Source organism: Methanobrevibacter sp. DSM 116169 (assembly GCF_046197865.1).
Taxonomy (GTDB): Archaea; Methanobacteriota; Methanobacteria; order Methanobacteriales; family Methanobacteriaceae; genus JAHKLT01.
Genome location: NZ_CP166990.1, coordinates 1,097,012 through 1,115,370 on the forward strand (window position 1 = coordinate 1,097,012; position 18,359 = coordinate 1,115,370).

The window sequence follows — 18,359 nt, forward strand, 5'->3', positions numbered from 1 at the left end:
TTAATCAATTATTACTTCATATATATAACATTCTTGAGCTTTTTCAAAATCAACATCTACTCTTTTTAATTTTATTCCATGATTAATACAATCTTCATAATTTGGTTGTTTTGTGGTGACGAAATAAACTTTTGATCCACTATTTATTTCTCCACGAATTCCAGGATCTTCTAAAGCATTTTTAACATTTTCTCCAATATCTAGATGCCAATTAAGATGATGATTATTTTTTATATAAAATCCACTATGTTCTACAAATTTAGTATTATCATGTAATATAACATCTCCGCCTTTGAAAAAATTATTAAGAACTTTGTTTGTTTCAATTGTCTCTTGATGTTCGTTTTCTTCAATATTAATAAAATTAATAGTTCCCACTAATCCAATAATTAATATTAAAGCAACAATAGGAATGAATATTTCTTTTTTACTGTAAAATCTAGATAATAAAATACAAATTCCTAACCAAAAACATCCCAACATAGGCACCATATATCTTGAATGAAAAATTGGTGATGAAATTAGTGATATGATAACTCCAGAACTTATAAGCAAAATTAAAGATAAAATACCCATAAATGAAAAATAATATTTAAATTTATCATTATCTTCCATTTCTTTTCTATCCATAAAAGATTTAATAAGTAAAATTAAAATAGCTATAAAAAATAAAGTCCCTAAAATCGTAGGAGTTAATAATTGATTATTTTTTATAAAAATATCATTAGGCGATAGTACAAAATAAACATAATGAATTATTGTTTCATGTGTTATAGGATAAATCCAATAATCACCATGTATTGTCGAAAATTGATTTAATAAAACAAATGACCATGGAATAAAAGATAAAACCGCTATAATACTAGATATCAACCAATTTTTAATTAATGATTTATTATTAAATAAAATATAAATTAAAAATAATAAATATAACAAAAACGCACCAATAGTTGAAAAATAATGAGTATAAGCTGAACAAATTGTTAAAATAGTTAGTATAGCCCAATTTTTTAAATTAGGTGATTTTATACATTCATAAAAATAAACAAAGCTTGCTGTTAAAAAGAATAAACCCCAACCATACATTCTTAATTCTACACCATAAAACATTAATTGAGGCATAGTTGTTATACATAAAGTAAATAAGCCAGCAACCAATAATCCAAAATTCTTTTTAATTTTTGTAAAAGCTAATGCAACCAATAAATAAAATGGAGTTAAAGAAACAATCTTTCCAACAATAGCTACATCACTAAATCCAATAAAAACAAAAAGCTTATAAAACACTTTATAAATTACATAATACAAAGGAGGATGAACATCAATTATAGCTCTGTCAATGGAGGCTCCAAATGGTAATTCGATCATAATCAATGAAAATATTTCATCATACCACAGTCCAAATTTTGTTAATCCAATATAAGTCATTATAAATAAATATAATAACCCAATTGCACAAAATAAAATTCCAATTTTTTCTTTATTAGATTTTTCTCTAATAGAAGCAATATTAATCATTAAAGTAATTTATTAAGTTTCATATTATTTAAAACATATTCTTGTTTTTTATCAAAATTATTTAAATTACTTATTTTTATTGATGATGTCATAGCTGCAAATTTTCCAGAAAATTCAATATCACATCCAGAAAACCTTTTAATAAGATATGATGCCATATATGTATCTCCTGCACCTGTTGGATTTTTAATAATAGGTGGAATATATGCAGGAATTTTAAAGTGTTTATTTAATTTTTTAGAATATATTAAAGAGCCATTATTTCCGCAAGTTACAATAACTTCATTTGGACCATAGCTAGCTATTTTTTCCATAACATCATAAAGGCCTAAATTATTTTTAAAAATTATTCCAGCTTCATTAATATCTAAAAAGACCATATCAATATAATTTAATAATTTTTCTAAATCATTAAATTCTTTTAAAATAACTTCACCATTTAAATCACATCTTAGAAATCCTTGAATAGCTAGAGCTATAGGAATATTAAAATTTTTTAAAAATTCTATTGTATCAAGAGGAATATCAGTACTTACTAATGGATTTAATATAATACAATCATAGCTATTTAAATTAATGTTTTTAAAGTCCTTATCTAATATAGGATTATTTATAAAATTAGAGCTTTGTTTTCTATGATTTGGATTATCATCATAGTAATTATTTTTAAAAAAAAGACTTTCACTCCTTAAAATACATTTAATTTTAGATTTAACAGGAAAATCATTTATAAAATCTTTATCACATTTACCTAAACTTGTTAAAATTGAATAATCCTGATTAAAAGAGTTAAAAATAAAAGATTGATAATATACTGCTCCACCAACAGAAGAATGTTCTGTATTTTTTTCAATAATTAAATCTTTTGTTGTTGGGCCAATAAGTAAAAATGAAGACATGGAATTATTAGATTCCTCTATCTTGCATTCTATCAGATTCTGATAAAGTAGACATTTCAATACCTACCATCGCCTTACCAAGGCCTTTTGAAATATCAGCTAATTTATCAGGTTTATCATAATTAGCAGTCGCTTCTACAATAGCTTCTGCAAATGTTGAAGGATTGTTTGATTTAAAAATTCCAGAACCTACGAAAATACCATCTGCTCCAAGTTGCATCATTAAAGCTGCATCTGCAGGAGTAGCTATTCCACCAGCAGCAAAGTTAACAACAGGTAATTGTCCATCCTGAGCAGTTTTTTTAAGTAAATCTAGTGGTGCTTCAATAAGTCTTGCATATTTCCAAAGTTCTTCTTCTTCTAGTTTTTGAATGTTTCTTATCTCACCCATAACCATTCTCATATGTCTTACTGCTTCAACAATATTTCCTGTTCCAGGTTCACCTTTAGTACGAATCATAGCTGCCCCTTCATCAATTCTTCTTAAAGCTTCCCCTAAATTACGTGCACCACATACAAATGGTATAGTAAATTCTTTCTTATTAATATGATATTCATCATCTGCAGGTGTAAGTACTTCACTTTCATCAATCATGTCTACACCTAATGTTTCTAAAATTTGTGCCTCAGCAATATGGCCAATTCTAGCTTTTGCCATTACAGGAATTGAAACTGAATCAACAACTCCTTGAACAATTGTAGGATCTGCCATACGTGCAACTCCACCACTAGCTCTTATATCTGCAGGAACTTTTTCTAAAGCCATTACAGCAACAGCACCAGCATCTTCAGCAATAGCAGCTTGTTCAGCATTAACAACATCCATAATGACTCCACCTTTAGTCATTTTAGCAAATCCTTCTTTTAAAACATCAGTACCTTTTTTCATAGTATTCTCCATAAAAATCAATCAAGTAAAAATATACATTTAATAGCTTATAAAATTATTTAAAAATCAATTAGTTTTTAATAAAAATTAGTAAATAAAGAAAAAAAGAAAAAAAATATTTTAATAAATCAATGGAAAAATTAAATTATTTTTTAGTTTTGTATTTTATACCTTGCATAACATTCATAGCTTGAAGACCAAACTTAGCAGTACCTATAACACTTTTAGGAACAATGTCTGGAGCCCCTTTTCTAACAGTATTAACAATATCATTATGTTCATTGTCAAGATAAGGATCTACAAATTCAGATGAGTCAGCTTTTTTAGGTTCTTCTTTTTTAGGCTCTTCCTTCTTAGGTTTAACTTCTTTTTTAGCTTTAGAACTTTTAGGTTTAATTTCCCTAACTTTACTTTCTTTAGATTTTTCAACTTTAGCTTTAAAATCATCTTCTTTTTTAGCTTTAGATGAAGTCTTAGGCTTAGATTCTACTTTTTTACTTTCCTTTTTAGGCTTAGAAGAAGATGTCTTAGCTTTAGATTCTACTTTTTTACTTTCCTTTTTAGGCTTAGAATCAGAAGTTTTAGGTTTAGTTTCTTTTTTATCTTTAGAATCAGAAGTTTTAGGTTTAGTTTCTTTTTTATCTTTAGAATCAGAAGTTTTAGGTTTAGAACTTTCAGTTTTCTCTTTTACTTCGTCTTTTTTAAATTTAGTGATTCCTTCAGTTTTCATTTCAGTAACTGAAATAGATGTTTTAGTCTCTACTTTTTTATCACTGTTATCATCATCATTAGAATCATCTCCAAATCCTAATATTTTTTTTAATTGATTTATTAAATTTGCCATTTTCAACCCTCTATAACATATGTTATATTATTTCTATATTTTTTTAAATAAATAAAGCTTTTGTATTAGTTCTATAAAAAACTTAAAAATAAATCAATTGATAGAAATTTTTTAAAAAAAATATTTTAATTATTCACATTACAAGATAAAATCTGAATTTAAAATTTAATTTAAAAAAAAAGCAAAACAAAAATTTAAATACTTTAAAATTTATAAAATCATTAGATAAGAAATTATATAAAAATTTCATAATAAAATAAGTGATATAAATGGCTATGACTGGAACAATGATATTTTCACACATTATCCCTGTACTTCTTGGTTTCTCAGGAGTATTTTTAATAAGTACTGGAATAATGGACGATAAAAAAGAATTATTAGTTATTGGAATTATTTTATTTATAACAGCTTGTGTTTCACCATTTATCATCTTAAGAACAATAGTATAATAGCTTTTTTATATAAAATGATATGCTACTATTTCAAAATCTTCTAATTTTTTTGATGCTGTATTAATAACATCTATAAACTTAATTAATACACTATCTTCGTCTTTATAAATTACTTTTGCTTTTTGATTAATAAAATAATTTAAGTCAATTTTTTCAATTTCAAAAATATCATCTTTATTAGATTCTTTTAATTGTTGATATGTAATAACTAAATAGTCACTAGCTATTATTTCTTCTTCATCATTAAATTCTTCAAAAGTTAAAGTAAATGCTTCTTGATCTCGATTAATATTATTAAAATTCTTTTCATATCCTGGAATTAATCTTTTTAAACATTGCTCAAATGATTCATTCTCATTTCTAATTAAATTAATTTTATCTATAAAATCATCTGATATTTCTATATTAGCCATTTTATATCACCTTAATGTAATTTCTCCACTATGAAGTGAAGTTCCAATTAATACTTTTTTAATACCTTTAGATTCTAAATCATCTAATTCATCTGCTGTGATTCCTCCACCTAAAATTAATTTATCTTTAAATTCAGTAAAATTATTTAATAATTCTTTATTGAATTTATTTTGAGTTCCTACATTAGATATATCAAGTAAGATTATTTCATTAGGATTTAAATCATTTAATACATCTTTAAACTCATCAATTGACATGTCTAAATTTTTAGAAAATATTTTATTATCTTTAATATCAACACTAATTACAATTCTCTCTTTTGGAAAAGTATTAAAAATCTTATAAAGATCTTCTAAAGATTCTAGTGTTTCTGTTGGAATAATTATTTTATATGCAAAATCTAGGAAAAACTTAAATGATTCGTAATTTTTAACTCCTGCATCTAATATAACTTTGTTATTTTGACTAATCATTTTAATTAAGTTTATGTTATGGCCATCTTTTTCAAGTAAGTCTAAATCAGCTATATAAATTTCATCTGCACCATTTAATTTTAGAGAATTAGCTATCATAAGTGGATTTTCTCCTTGACCATAAATAGAATTAAGTATTTGATATGTATCTCTTAGTCCAGATTTACCACTAACTGCCATTGAATCTTTTAAATCTAATACAGGTATAATTTCAATCATAGTAACACAATTATTTTTTATTATTTAATTCATCTATTGAATCTTTTAATAGTTTAAGTTCTTCTTTAATATTATTTTGATTTTCTAAAATCTTCTCATATAAAACTTTCTTACTTTCTTTTTCTTTATTATAATTTTCAATAAAAGTACTTGAAGCAGATGCAGTTAAAAATGATGCAAAACCAATACCTGAAATCATTAAAAATGATCCAATTAATCTACCATAATCTGTTATTGGTACAACATCACCATAACCAGTTGATGTAACAGAAGCTAAGCTAAACCAAATAGCATCATCAAAATAGTTTACTGTTGGATTAATATTTCCTTCAACAATAAAAAAAGTTAGAGAAGAGAAAATAAAAATAGCTATTATTGTTATAATCCCATAATTTAAATTATTTTTTTGAGTAAAATCAATAAATTTAGAACCTAAAAATTTTAAACTGATTATTAATGCGATTAAATGAATAAAATGTATTATATAAATAAATATTGATTCTTGAAAATCAAATACTTTAATTAAAAGCACATCATAAGGTAGAAGTAAAAGTAAAAAAATTAAAAAGTATTTCTCTTCATGTATATTTGATTTTTTTAAAATAAAGCTATTTAATATAATAAATATTATAACAATTGTAGATATAAAAAAGTCTAAATTTAAGAAATTTGTTAAAGTACTATCTCGAACTGGGAAAATACTAATTAATATTAAACCAATTACATCAAAGATAATGAATAATACAATAAGTGTTAAAGCAAACTGGATTAAATTACTTTCTCTAATTTTATTTATTATATAAACAACTCCTTTTAATATAATTGTTTAAATAATAGAATAAATAATTTTCTAAAAAATAGTAGTTAAGTTAAAGTTTAATAATGTGTTTAGTCGAATATTAAGGAGGATATAAGGTTACCTATTAAACTTTAACTTATTTTAGATTATGCTAAGTGAATTAACATATATGGTTAATTTTTTAATAATTTATAGCTATAAATCATATATTTAATAAAATTTTAGGTGAAAAAAATTAATTTTTTTAAACTAATTTCTTTTCACAATTAATAGTTAAATTTTATTATATATAAATGTTACTTTATAAAAATTAAAATTTCCTTGAAAAAATAAAATTCGATAAAAATGTTATTTAATTAATTATAAACCATTACAAGAAAAGTATCAAATTTATAAAAAAAAATTATGCATTAGCTAAATCAAATGATCTATTATAATTAGGTAAATTCATATCATTGGTTATTAATGGAGTTAATTCAAAAGATTCTTTTTTATTATGAAAATTAAACTCAAATAAACCATTAATTCCAATAATTTTTTCATTAATGAATAAATGCATATGGAACCTTAGTAAATTTTTCATTTGAACTTTTTTAATTCCAAAAACCTCAGAAGCATTTAATATTCGTATAGAAACTGGAACACCATATTCATTAAAATCTAAAAAAATATTTTCATCGATTTTTAAATTGAAATCTATTTCATATTTTTCATTACTTATTTTAAAAACATCATTTTTATAATCGTGATTATGTGTTTGAAATGATTTTCTAGGATATGCTTCTTTTAAATATTTTTCAAAACCTTCAGCATCAGATTTAGCTTTTGATTTAATAAATTTATCCATTTCATCTGGATTATTTTCAAGAAATTCTTGTTTTTCCCTTAATGATTTATTAATTTTTTTAATTCTTTCATCAGAAAACACTTTTTCCATTTCTGTCATTTTAATCACTATTATTAATAAGTTTTAATATTATATTAAATCTTTTTATTTATAAATCTAAGGTTTTATAAATCTTTATTAAGTAATTATTCGATTTTTAAAACAATTTTCCAATAATAACTAAATTATATAAAATGAGATGATAAATATTAGAAAGTATCTAATATTTACTTTAAGTTTGAAGCATATTTAAGAGGGGAAAATTTATGCTGAGCAATTATATTACAAACTTCAAACAATTTAATATTAGTAATCAATATATAAATACTTTTCTAGTAAAAAGTATTACTTATATAATATAAAAAAATAAAAAAGTACTACTTAGGAAAAATAAAAAAAAGTTATTCTTTATAATTATCTTCAATAAAAGAATCTAAATCATCATAAGATTTATCAATAGCTAATTCTAACTTATCAGAATCAACATCAGATAATAAATCTAAATCCATATTAAAATCCAAATCAACATCAAGTTGATTATCATCATAATTTAAAATAATATCTAAAGTAAGATCATTTATTTCTTTAGAGTTGATTTTATTAAATAAATGATTATCAATAGAAGATAGGAAATACTCAGAGATGGTATTTAAATCTTCTTTTGATAATGTTTTTAATTTTGACATATTAAAATAAGTTAATTATTCTTCATCTTCGTCTTTTGAAAGAGTACCTTGCATAGCATTTTGAATATTGGTTTGCATTTCTTCAAGTTTTTTCATTACTCTTTCTTCTTGGCGAGCCATAGTTTGTTCTCTAAGTTCAAGAGTTTCTAAAGTTTCTTTCATTTCATCAAAAACTTCATCTCTATCTACTTTAATAAGTAAACTACCAGCACTTTTGAAGACTTCACTATTAGAATCAGTTTTTTCAAGTTCTTCAATAGATTTTTTAGTTTCTTGAATTTGAACATCTACATTTTGTTTTTGAACAGTTACAGCTTGAGCTTGCTGTTGTAATTGTTGAAATTGATTTAATTGATGTTGTATATTTTCTGGAATTTCCATTTTATCACCTTAATTTATTATAATATAATATGTATTTTAAAATATTTAAAAATTTTGATTATTTAATTAATTTATTTATTTCTAAAGATAAATTTATCCATTTAATAGCTGAATTTATTGAAGCTCTAAAAGATGTTGAATCATTAGCATGAATATTAATAATAATTTTTTTACCATTAAGTTCAATATCCATAGATGATCTGTAATCAGGAGCAGTATTTATCTCAAGTGATACAGAATCATAAACAACTTTTGCTTGATTTATATCATCCAAATCAATACAAATCTCACTATTAATAGTTTTTACACAATTCATTTAATCATTGTATAGTATTTTTTTAATAATAATTTGAAAATCAGTTAAATCTCCAAATTTATTATAGAAATTGATTTTACCAATTTTAAAATCTTCTGGATTATCATATGGTAAAATATGAATATAATTTTCTTTAATGTCTTGAGCAATACTAAAACCTAAAATATCATTTAATGGATTAAGTTCCTCAAAATCTGCCTTAATTTTTAAGTCTTTAGGATTAATATGTAATCTTGTATTAGATAAACTTGCAGAAATTAAAATAGCTATTATTATTTCGCCCTTCGATGTATAAAAAGTAATTTTACTAGGGTTACCTTTAATTTCATTTACAATAGCTATATAATCTTCATCTAATTCTAAAGCTTTTAGAAGAACTTCTCTCATATTACTTTTTCCACGGTTAATATAATCAAAACCTGTGGAATGAGAAAAATTCTTACAGAATTTACGAGTTCTAGATGAAGGTTTTCTTGAAGTTGTGATAATCATATAATCAATATAATTATCTTGCTTTAACAATTCTAGTTACTTCTGGAACGTTTTTAAATAGAATTCTATATCTACACTTAGTACATTTATTTTCCATATAACTTTTGTGGTCTATTTCAGTTCCGCATTTAGGACATCTATACAATTAGTCCCCTCCAGCATTAGTATTTCTAATATTACGAGCAGCTGATTTAACCATAGGGGTTTCAGGAGTAAATGCTCCACCAGTGAAAACTACTCCACATTTTCTGCATTTCCAAATTCCTGCAGCTTCTCTTTTAACATAAGGTCTATCACATTTAGGACAAACATGTTTCTTTTTTAAGTTTTCTTCAATATGTTTAACTGATCTTTTAGCTTTTCTTCCGTATCTAGCACCGAATCTTCCTGTGATTCCTACTTTTTTTGTTCTTGCCATTTAATATCTCTCCAAAATAAATGTAATTAATAATAATTACAGTATAATATTAAAGTTAAAAAAACTCTATATAATCTAATATAATAATATATTTTTTTAAAGTATTTAAATATAATGATTTTTTAATGTATAAAATAAGTTTTTGAATAAAATTAAGGTTTTATTATTTTTAAAGTTTTCATAAAATTTTTTAAAAACAATTTATTTTACTGATTAAAAAGATGCTTGAAATTAGTAGTATAAATAATGTCATTGGATTTTTACAGTTTTTTCAATTGCATGTTTATAGTTAGTACAAAGTTTTAAATAATCTAAGTTATTTTTTATTGCAAATGAATTTTACAGGATTAATAAATTTTTTAAAGTTGGAAGGTTTATATGAATCTAATAATCCTGATACTAATTGATTTTTATCGAAATGTTACTGTAAATTTTATAAGCATCTTTTTATCAGTAAGATAATAGCTATTTCTAGCTATTATCTCATGTTTTAAAAGTTCTGTTTATGTGGTTGATATATAAAAACTTTTAAGGTAATAGATAGATAACATGATGTTATTTTAATCTATTTTACCAGTTTAAAGGGAGGTTTATTAAAATATATGAAAAATATTTTAACAAAACTATTAATAAATAGATAATAACCATAAAGGCTATTATCTAGTTATTATTTCCTTTTTACTTTCTATTTTTTAAAAAAATAAAAAGTAATATAATAACCATTACAGCTATTATATTTATAGTTCAATTATTCTCTTTTTCTAAATCCTAATGCACTAAACATAGCTAATAATACTAAAAGTACAAGAGCTATAGGATTACCTGTTTTAGCCATTTGACTTGCATTTGCAGTATTTAATCCAACTTCTAAATTAGAATCTTCAGTTGGATTAGTAGGATTAACAGGATCTACAGGATTAACAGCAGGTTTATAAGTAGCTGTTGAGTCGTAATATTTATCATCACCAGCAAAAGTTGCAGTAATAGTATGTTTATAAGCATCTTTGTAAGTAAATGTGACTTTACCATCTTTATCTGTAATTCCAACACCAATAACAGTATTACCAATAGTTAAAGTAACTTCTTTACCTTCTAAAGGATTACCATCTTTATCAGTAACAGTTACAGTAATAGTATCTCCATCAACTTCAATTGTAGTGATAGTTGGAATTTTAATAACATTAGTATTGTCTTTTCCTTCACTTTCTTTGTAAAGTTCATCACCAGAGAATTTAGCTTCTACAACAGGTTTACTCTCTTTATCGAAAGTATGATTAATATATCCTTTACCATCTTTATCAGTAGTTACAGTACCGATTTTTTCATTATCAACATATACATCTAAAGTTTTATTTGCTAATGGATTACCATCTTCATCAGTTAAGGTTATTTCGATTTCTACTGTTTCACCGACTGTGATTTCGTCTGGGACAGTTACAGTAGTAGTTGTTGGAATTTTTGCTACGTTGGTAGTGTTTTTTCCAGTACTTTCTTCGTATACTTTATCCCCAGCAAATTCTGCAGTAATAACAAACTCGTCTTCTTTATCAAAAGTATGATTGATTTTAGCTTTACCGTTTTCATCAGTAGTTACAGTACCGATTTTTTCATTATCAACATATACATCTAAAGTTTTATTTGCTAATGGATTGCCATCTTCATCAGTTAAGGTTATTGTTATTTCTTCAGTTGCACCAGGAATGATCTTTTCAGGTACTTCAACAGTAGTGATGGTTGGTATTTTTGCTACTACTGTTTGATTTACTGCTTCGCTTCCATAGTATAGGTTGTCGCCTGTAAATTCAGTTGTAACATTGTATTTTCCTTCATCTTCGAATGTGTATTCAAGTGTTGCTATTCCTTTATCATTAGTGATATTGGAACCGATTTTTTTACCATCTAAATAGAAGTCTATAGTTTTATTTGCTAATGGATTACCTTTTTCATCTGTTAAAATACTTTCAATAGTTACAGTTTGTCCTACATTAACTTCTTGTGGAATGTTTACAACATTTTTTGTAGGTTGTTTTTTAGCTACAGTATTATTAGTTGCATTGCTTCCATAGTAGTGATCGTCTCCTACGAATTCTGTGTATATGTCGTATTTTCCTTCTGTTGTGAATGTGTGATTTAATTTTGCAACACCATTACTATCAGTGATTGCAGAACCAATCTTTGTACCATTTACATAGAAGTCTATAGTTTTATCTTTTAAAGGTTTACCTTCTTTATCGGTTAAAATACTTTCAATAGTAACAATTTCTCCTACATTAACTTCTTGTGGAATATTTACAACATTATTAGTAGGATCTTTAGTAAGATTTAAAGCACCAGGATTAAGTACAATTTCATAATTTTTGTGTCCAGCATAATCTCCAGTAACAGGGACAATAGCAGGAGCATTTAAATCAACAGTGTATTCAAATTCTGCAACACCTTCAATAACAGTTACGTTTTTAATAAAAGTACCGTTTACATTAAAAGCAATGTTTTGACCAGTCACAGTATTACCCATATCATCAGTCAAAGTAGCATTTAAAGTAATTTTATCTCCTTTTTTAACAGGTAAAGTAGAGTTATTAATATAAGTCAAATTTAAAATACCCATATTGCCTGTGTTATAAATCATTTGACCTGAACGTGCTGAGTTACCTAACATAAAATTTTTAGAAACTGACATGTTTCCAGCATTATAAATACTTCCACCTTGATTACTTGCGTTATTATTTATAAAATTTGAAATAGATATTTGTGTATTATTAGCACTATTATGAATAGCTCCACCAGTAGTTGCATTATTGCTATCAAAAGTGGAATTAATTACATTTAAATCATTTCCCAAATTACGAATAACTCCACCATTAAAAAAAGCTTCATTTTTAGTGAAATTAGAATCAATTACATTTAAATTTAAGCCCATATTATATATAACTGCACCATAATTCGCTTTATTATTAATAAAATCAGAATTACTAATTATAAGATCTTTTGCAGACTTTAAAACATATGCATTAGTAATAGCTCCACCAGCATTTGTCGCAAAATTATCTTTGAAAAAAGAGTTATTTATAATAGAATTACTACCGTCATTAACAATAGCTCCACCATTATATGCATCATTTTCAATAAATTGAGAATTATTGTTCACAACAAAAAAATCTCCAAGACTATAAATTGCACCACCAAATTCAGCACCATTATTAGTAAATGTAGAATTAAATACTTGACTATTATTAACATTAGTATAAATAGCTCCACCATTGAATATTGCAGTATTATTATTAAATATAGAATCAATTACAAAAAAATCATTTCCCATATAATTACTAATAGCTCCGCCATCTCTTCCATCATTATCAATAAATGTTGAATTCTTTATTGTGAAATTATCAGAAAGAATATGGATATTAATAGCTCCACCAGCATGTAATGCACTATTATCTTTAAAAGTCGTATTAACTACTTTAGAATTCTTACTTTCAGTCCATATAGCTCCACCAGCATTAATTGCACTATTATTAATAAATATGGAATTAATTACAGTAAAATAATCACCATAATTACGAATTGCACCACCATAACCTCCATTATCACTAGAATTAGAGGCATAATTATCATTGAAAAAAGAATTGATTACATTAAAATTACTTGCGACATTATGAATTCCTCCACCCCATTCAGCACCATTATTAGTGAAAGTAGAAAATTCTATGCTTGAATATTCTCCATTATTATAAATTGCACCACCAAACCCTCCATTATCATTAATAGTTAATGAATTAGTAGCAGTATTATTAATGAAAATAGAATTTTTAACTGTTAGAGTACCATTTCCAATATTATAAATTGCACCACCGTGATCTTCATTAGCAATTCCATTTAAAAAGGTTATGTTAATAAAAGTTACTGTTACTTTAGAACTTATTGTAAATATTCTATCAAGTCCTTTTGCATCAATAATAACATCTTCAGCAGGACCGTTTCCTTGAATAGTTATGTTTTTATCTATAGTTATTCCATAATCAAAGCCATCTTTATTATAGACTCCAGGATCTAGAGTGAGGATATCATTTTCGGCAGTATTATCAATACCTTGTTTTATCCCTCCTCCAGTCGTGTTATCTATACCAATAGCTGAAATGGAAGATATACTTATTAACAATATAAATGCAGCTAATATTGCAAATATTGTAATTTTTTTCGATTGCATTTTAAAGTTTACCTCCTTCATATAAAAAAATTTAATCTAAAAAGTTTTTTGTGACAAAATATACAATCGTGGATCCTAAATATTATTCAAGAACTTCAAAAAATATATTTATCTTAAAGTCATTAAAACTATACTAAGATTACCAGTCTTTTATCACCCACAGATTAATAATTCATAAAAACTAAATCAGTTCTTCTTTATTAATCAGAACAAAATTATTCAATAAACAATTTTCCTCTCATTAATAAAAATCTACCCATTATAGTAATCATCAACCACTAATACGAAATTTTTTTCTTTAAAAACCATCTTCTTAAAGAAAACTATTTATCATTATAGAAACATATTTAAGTTACAACATTAAATGTTATAAATACATGACTTCTATATGTTATAAATATGTGACATAGTATATAAATGTTTTCATAAAAATCAATTTTATAACATAACATCTAATCAAAAAGCACAATAGTCATTATTTCAAATCCAAAAAAAAGGACATTTAAGATTAATATGAAAAGTAAAGTAAAAGAATATCGTCAAAAATTAGAAATAACACAACAAGAACTTGGCGATAAAGCAGGAGTTGCAAGACAAACCATAAACTCCTTAGAAAATGGAAAATATAATCCATCACTAATACTAGCTTATAAAATAACCTCTATATTGGGTTTAGATAATATTCATGATCTATTTACATTTGAAAAAGAGGATTTAGAAGAAGAATAAGTAGAGTTGTTAATAATTATGATTTTTGAAATTTATAGAGATTCAATCGATTACATCATAAAGGATAAAGAAATTTTAAAATTAGGAATAATTTCTGTTTTAAGTTTTTTAATAATACCTATAATAATATTATCAGGTTATTCATATAGAACAACCCAAGTCGGATTAAACAGTATGGTTAATAAAAATAATAAAAAACCAGACTTTAAAAACATAAAACTAATGTTAATCCAAGGAATAAAGTTATTAATAGTCACATTAATTTACTCAATACCAATAATTTTAATAACATACATTCTAAACTCAATAGATTTTATTATTAGAGTTGTTAAAGCATTTAACATGTCAACTCTTGAATTTAATCTAGAATTTATAGTGATTATTGCAATTATATCATTTATTTGTTTTTTATTTATAAGTGTTGCAATTCCAAACATGATACAAGATAAAGGATCAATAAAATCAGCTTTTAAAATAAAAGAAATTATAAAAATTATAAAAAATGTAGAAATTATAAACTATCTTAAGTTTATACTACTTTTAATAATAACATTAATAGGAATTTTAATTTTAATAATTTTAATAGGACAAGTTTTAATTAATCTATCAGCAAATTTAGGATTTTTAATTCCAGGAAATATAGTAATGCTTTTATATTTAATAATTATTTCCTATTTCATAATCCCTGCATATATATTATGTAATGGTAGAGCAATAGGATTAATATATAATATGGGTTCTTAAAAAAAAAAGTTTAATCCAATATTGGATAATTAGGACTTTCATTTGTAATTAATAAATCATGTGGATGTGATTCTTTAATACCACTAGATGTGATTCTAACAAATTCTGCTTTTTTCTTCATATCATTAATATCTTTAGCTCCACAATAACCCATTGAAGCTTTAAGACCACCAACTAATTGGAAAACAATTTCATTAACAGTTCCTTTATAAGGTACTGCTCCTTCTACTCCTTCTGGAACTAATTTAGAGTGTTTCATATGTCCTTTGATTTCTTGGAAGTATCTATCAGCTCCTCCACCAAAACCACCAGTCATAGCTCCCATTGATCCCATTCCACGATATTGTTTGTATTTTTTACCATTCATTACAACAACATCTCCTGGAGATTCATATGAACCTGCAAGTAAATTTCCTAACATTACTGCATCTGCACCAGCACCAATAGCTTTTGCAATATCTCCTGAATATCTAAGACCACCATCAGCAATGACAGGTACATCGTATTCATTTGCTACATCTGCAACTTCTGATATAGCTGTAAGTTGTGGTACTCCAACACCTGCTACAATTCTAGTTGTACACATTGATCCTGGACCAATTCCAACTTTTAAACTATCAGCACCTTTTGATATTAAATCTTCTGCTGCTTCAGCTGTTGCAATATTTCCAACACATAGCTTTGCATCAATATTTTCTTTTATCGTTTCAGCAAAATCAACTACATTCATATTATGAGCATGTGCACAATCTACAGAAATCATATCTGCACCTGCATCATCTAATGCCATAGCCCTATCAAGATCAAATGGTCCAGTAGCTGCCCCAACAACATAACGTCCTTTTTTATCTCTTGCAGCATTTGGATATTGTGAGTGATTTAAAATATCTTTAATTGTTACAATTCCAACTAATTTACCATCTCTTAAAACTGGTAATCTTTCAACTTTATTTTCATATGCAATATCTAATGCTTCATCAGGTGTTATCGGTTCTTCAATTGTTACAACATCAGATGTCATTATTTCTTTAACTGTTTTTGCACTGGCAGTTTTTAAAACAGGACTAACATCTCTTTTTGAAATGATTCCAACAATTTTATCTCCTTCCATTACAGGAAGTCCACTTATTGATTCATTTTCCATGACATTTTGAACATTTTCAATAGTGGAATCTGGAGTAATAGTTACAACATCTCTAATTGTAACTTCTTCTGCACTTTTAACTTTTTTTACTTCTTTAACTTGTTCTTCTAAAGTAATGTTTCTGTGAATTACTCCTATTCCTCCTTCACGAGCAAGAGCAATAGCTAATTCTGATTCAGTAACAGTATCCATAGCTGCACTAACAATAGGAATATTAAGTTTTATATCTTTTGACAAGTTAACTTTTGTATTAACGTGTTTAGACTCCACATAACTTGCATTAGGAGATAATAAAAAATCATCATATGTATATCCTACTTTAGCCTCTTGTATTTTTTTTGAAAACATTTCATATCACCAATAAATAAAATTTTATAATTTAAAAAGAATCACATAGTTCTTTTAATTCTTTTACTGCACTGTGATGAATCTTACCAGTATTTCTATCTCCACCAACACATGCAGCTCCACGAACTCCTACAACATCACAACCAATATCATTTAAATCTTTTAGTTGATCTTTTTTAACTGAACCTGCAAGAGCTACTTTTAATCCCATGTCGTGAGCTTCAACAGTAAAATTCTCTAAATCTTCTAAAGATAAATAATCAAATAATGTATGACCATCTTTAATAGCTGTATCAAGCATTGCAAGATCACATCCTGTATCTTTAGCTATTTTAGGAATCTCTTGAGGAGCAACTGCCCCAATTCTATGAGCATCAGCATATCCTGAAGCTACAACAATATTATCTGGATTTTTAGATTTTATTGTTTTAACTACATTGCTCATGACATCACATGCCTCATCGTAGTTTTTAGTTCCATATAAACCAACTTTAATATAATCAGCACCAGAAACTTGAGCTCCCATAGCTGCAAGTGAAACTGTACCTGGTTTATAAGGTACATCTCCTAATGTAGCACTAACTAATTTATCTTCAGGTGTTATTTCACGGATTTCTTCAATAACCCATGGAAAATTAGCACCAAGTGATCCTTCTTTAGGATTTTTTACATCGACAATGTCTGCATCGCCTTCAATAGCTTCTAGAGCTTCTTCATGATTTATAGGACTTATTAATAGAAGCAAATTATTTCCTCCAAATTATAAAATAATTAATAAAAAATTTAATTATTACTAATATATTTTTAATCATTTATATAAGTTCTATTTATTTAAGACATTATTAATTATACATGAGCATATATGGAGAAAATTCAAAACCATTATGATTATAAATTTTTAACTTCATATCAAAAAAAATTATTAGACATTAATTTTATTATTTACCGTCAATTTTTTATTGTGAGTTCAAAAATATCTTTATTTATCAATTGACTTTATGATTTAGTGATAATTCACAAAAACATCAAATACAGCAAGCAAAAAATTAAAATATAAAAAAATAGATAAGTTTTTTTTATAAAATGTTTTTTAAAACAAATCTAAAATTTAGAGTCGATTAAAATGCAAAATGAAAATAATATAAATAAATCATACTTATAAAAAATGATATATTAATTTTAGGAGATAAATACATGGAAACAATTGATTTTATTGAAAATGAATTGAAAATGATTAGTAAAAAATATGGTATGACTGATATTGAACTTAAATACGAAGTAGATGATGATGAAATAGATGAAGTATTTTATATTTATGCTCCTAACACATTGAGCATTGATGAAAAACATGACAAATGGGATAAAATTGTTAGAGAAATAGAAAGTTTTTGTAAAGAAAAAGAAATATATGATACTTTATTAAGAACTTTTATAATTGTAAAATAGTATTTAGGAGATCTTCATAATTGATATTAACTCTTTAGATGAATATCATTTA

Annotated in this window: 21 protein-coding genes; 4 read left to right on the forward strand and 17 right to left on the reverse strand. The window is 25.2% G+C overall.

The genetic code is table 11. The features are described from left to right. The 4 genes from ACA134_RS05285 to ACA134_RS05300 all read right to left on the reverse strand — a co-directional run bounded on the left by ACA134_RS05285 (position 1) and on the right by ACA134_RS05300 (position 4,150). Complete coding sequence (locus tag ACA134_RS05285; protein ID WP_409199381.1) at positions 1 to 1,518, reverse strand: hypothetical protein; 1,518 nt, start codon at positions 1,516 to 1,518, stop codon at positions 1 to 3. Further along, a complete protein-coding gene (locus ACA134_RS05290; RefSeq protein WP_409199382.1) occupies positions 1,518 to 2,417 on the reverse strand; it encodes a PfkB family carbohydrate kinase in 900 nt (299 codons plus the stop codon). The genes ACA134_RS05285 and ACA134_RS05290 overlap by 1 nt, the downstream gene beginning before the upstream one ends. A 7-nt stretch (positions 2,418 to 2,424) precedes the next feature. Next, the gene (gene pdxS / locus ACA134_RS05295; protein ID WP_409199383.1) at positions 2,425 to 3,306 is read right to left on the reverse strand and encodes a pyridoxal 5'-phosphate synthase lyase subunit PdxS; all 882 of its coding nucleotides are present in this window, start codon (positions 3,304 to 3,306) and stop codon (positions 2,425 to 2,427) included. Between the two features lie 145 nt (positions 3,307 to 3,451). Next, positions 3,452 to 4,150 carry a hypothetical protein gene (locus ACA134_RS05300; RefSeq protein WP_409199384.1) on the reverse strand — a complete coding sequence of 233 codons (699 nt, stop codon included), beginning with the start codon at positions 4,148 to 4,150 and terminating at the stop codon, positions 3,452 to 3,454. 269 nt (positions 4,151 to 4,419) lie between these two features. Between ACA134_RS05300 and ACA134_RS05305 the strand changes: the two genes are divergently transcribed. Next, positions 4,420 to 4,599, forward strand: coding sequence for a hypothetical protein (locus ACA134_RS05305; RefSeq protein WP_409199385.1), 180 nt, complete (start codon positions 4,420 to 4,422; stop codon positions 4,597 to 4,599). Between the two features lie 8 nt (positions 4,600 to 4,607). Here the strand turns inward: ACA134_RS05305 and ACA134_RS05310 are convergent, their stop codons facing one another. From ACA134_RS05310 to ACA134_RS05360, 11 genes are all read right to left on the reverse strand, one after another. Beyond that, the gene (locus ACA134_RS05310; protein WP_409199386.1) at positions 4,608 to 5,015 is read right to left on the reverse strand and encodes a hypothetical protein; all 408 of its coding nucleotides are present in this window, start codon (positions 5,013 to 5,015) and stop codon (positions 4,608 to 4,610) included. 6 nt (positions 5,016 to 5,021) lie between these two features. Continuing rightward, positions 5,022 to 5,708 carry a HisA/HisF family protein gene (locus ACA134_RS05315; RefSeq protein WP_409199387.1) on the reverse strand — a complete coding sequence of 229 codons (687 nt, stop codon included), beginning with the start codon at positions 5,706 to 5,708 and terminating at the stop codon, positions 5,022 to 5,024. Positions 5,709 to 5,718: 10 nt separating this feature from the next. Further along, a complete protein-coding gene (locus tag ACA134_RS05320; RefSeq protein WP_409199388.1) occupies positions 5,719 to 6,240 on the reverse strand; it encodes a potassium channel family protein in 522 nt (173 codons plus the stop codon). A 670-nt stretch (positions 6,241 to 6,910) separates the two neighbouring features. Continuing rightward, complete coding sequence (locus tag ACA134_RS05325) at positions 6,911 to 7,453, reverse strand: DUF2283 domain-containing protein (protein ID WP_409199389.1); 543 nt, start codon at positions 7,451 to 7,453, stop codon at positions 6,911 to 6,913. 341 nt (positions 7,454 to 7,794) lie between these two features. Next, the gene (locus ACA134_RS05330) at positions 7,795 to 8,079 is read right to left on the reverse strand and encodes a DUF3194 domain-containing protein (RefSeq protein ID WP_409199390.1); all 285 of its coding nucleotides are present in this window, start codon (positions 8,077 to 8,079) and stop codon (positions 7,795 to 7,797) included. A gap of 15 nt (positions 8,080 to 8,094) precedes the next feature. Beyond that, complete coding sequence (locus ACA134_RS05335; protein ID WP_409199391.1) at positions 8,095 to 8,460, reverse strand: prefoldin subunit beta; 366 nt, start codon at positions 8,458 to 8,460, stop codon at positions 8,095 to 8,097. Between the two features lie 58 nt (positions 8,461 to 8,518). Further along, on the reverse strand, positions 8,519 to 8,776 hold the full coding sequence (locus ACA134_RS05340; RefSeq protein WP_409199392.1) for a KEOPS complex subunit Pcc1: 258 nt from the start codon (positions 8,774 to 8,776) through the stop codon (positions 8,519 to 8,521). After that, positions 8,777 to 9,268, reverse strand: coding sequence for a ribonucleotide-diphosphate reductase subunit beta (locus ACA134_RS05345; RefSeq protein ID WP_409199393.1), 492 nt, complete (start codon positions 9,266 to 9,268; stop codon positions 8,777 to 8,779). It lies immediately after the preceding gene. Positions 9,269 to 9,281: 13 nt separating this feature from the next. Further along, entirely contained in the window at positions 9,282 to 9,413 is a 132-nt protein-coding gene (locus ACA134_RS05350; RefSeq protein WP_409199394.1) for a DNA-directed RNA polymerase subunit P, read from the reverse strand. Continuing rightward, positions 9,414 to 9,686, reverse strand: a complete 273-nt coding sequence (rpl37A, locus tag ACA134_RS05355) for a 50S ribosomal protein L37Ae (protein ID WP_409199395.1) — start codon at positions 9,684 to 9,686, stop codon at positions 9,414 to 9,416. Positions 9,687 to 10,434: 748 nt separating this feature from the next. Continuing rightward, entirely contained in the window at positions 10,435 to 13,896 is a 3,462-nt protein-coding gene (locus tag ACA134_RS05360; RefSeq protein WP_409199396.1) for an Ig-like domain repeat protein, read from the reverse strand. Positions 13,897 to 14,409: 513 nt separating this feature from the next. On the opposite strand from ACA134_RS05360, the gene ACA134_RS05365 reads away from it, so the two are divergent. Together ACA134_RS05365 and ACA134_RS05370 are read left to right on the forward strand one after the other, a co-directional pair. Further along, positions 14,410 to 14,625 (forward strand): helix-turn-helix transcriptional regulator, encoded by a 216-nt coding sequence (locus tag ACA134_RS05365; protein WP_409199397.1) that lies wholly within the window; start codon positions 14,410 to 14,412, stop codon positions 14,623 to 14,625. Between the two features lie 18 nt (positions 14,626 to 14,643). Next, entirely contained in the window at positions 14,644 to 15,369 is a 726-nt protein-coding gene (locus tag ACA134_RS05370; protein ID WP_409199398.1) for a DUF4013 domain-containing protein, read from the forward strand. A 10-nt stretch (positions 15,370 to 15,379) separates the two neighbouring features. On the opposite strand, the gene guaB is transcribed toward ACA134_RS05370, so the two are convergent. After that, positions 15,380 to 16,861: an IMP dehydrogenase gene (gene guaB / locus ACA134_RS05375; RefSeq protein ID WP_409199399.1), complete on the reverse strand. Its 1,482-nt coding sequence runs from the start codon at positions 16,859 to 16,861 to the stop codon at positions 15,380 to 15,382. A 31-nt stretch (positions 16,862 to 16,892) separates the two neighbouring features. Further along, a complete protein-coding gene (locus tag ACA134_RS05380) occupies positions 16,893 to 17,606 on the reverse strand; it encodes a (5-formylfuran-3-yl)methyl phosphate synthase (RefSeq protein WP_409199400.1) in 714 nt (237 codons plus the stop codon). A 449-nt stretch (positions 17,607 to 18,055) separates the two neighbouring features. Between ACA134_RS05380 and ACA134_RS05385 the strand changes: the two genes are divergently transcribed. Further along, positions 18,056 to 18,307 carry a hypothetical protein gene (locus tag ACA134_RS05385; RefSeq protein WP_409199401.1) on the forward strand — a complete coding sequence of 84 codons (252 nt, stop codon included), beginning with the start codon at positions 18,056 to 18,058 and terminating at the stop codon, positions 18,305 to 18,307. The last annotated feature ends 52 nt before the right edge of the window (positions 18,308 to 18,359 follow it).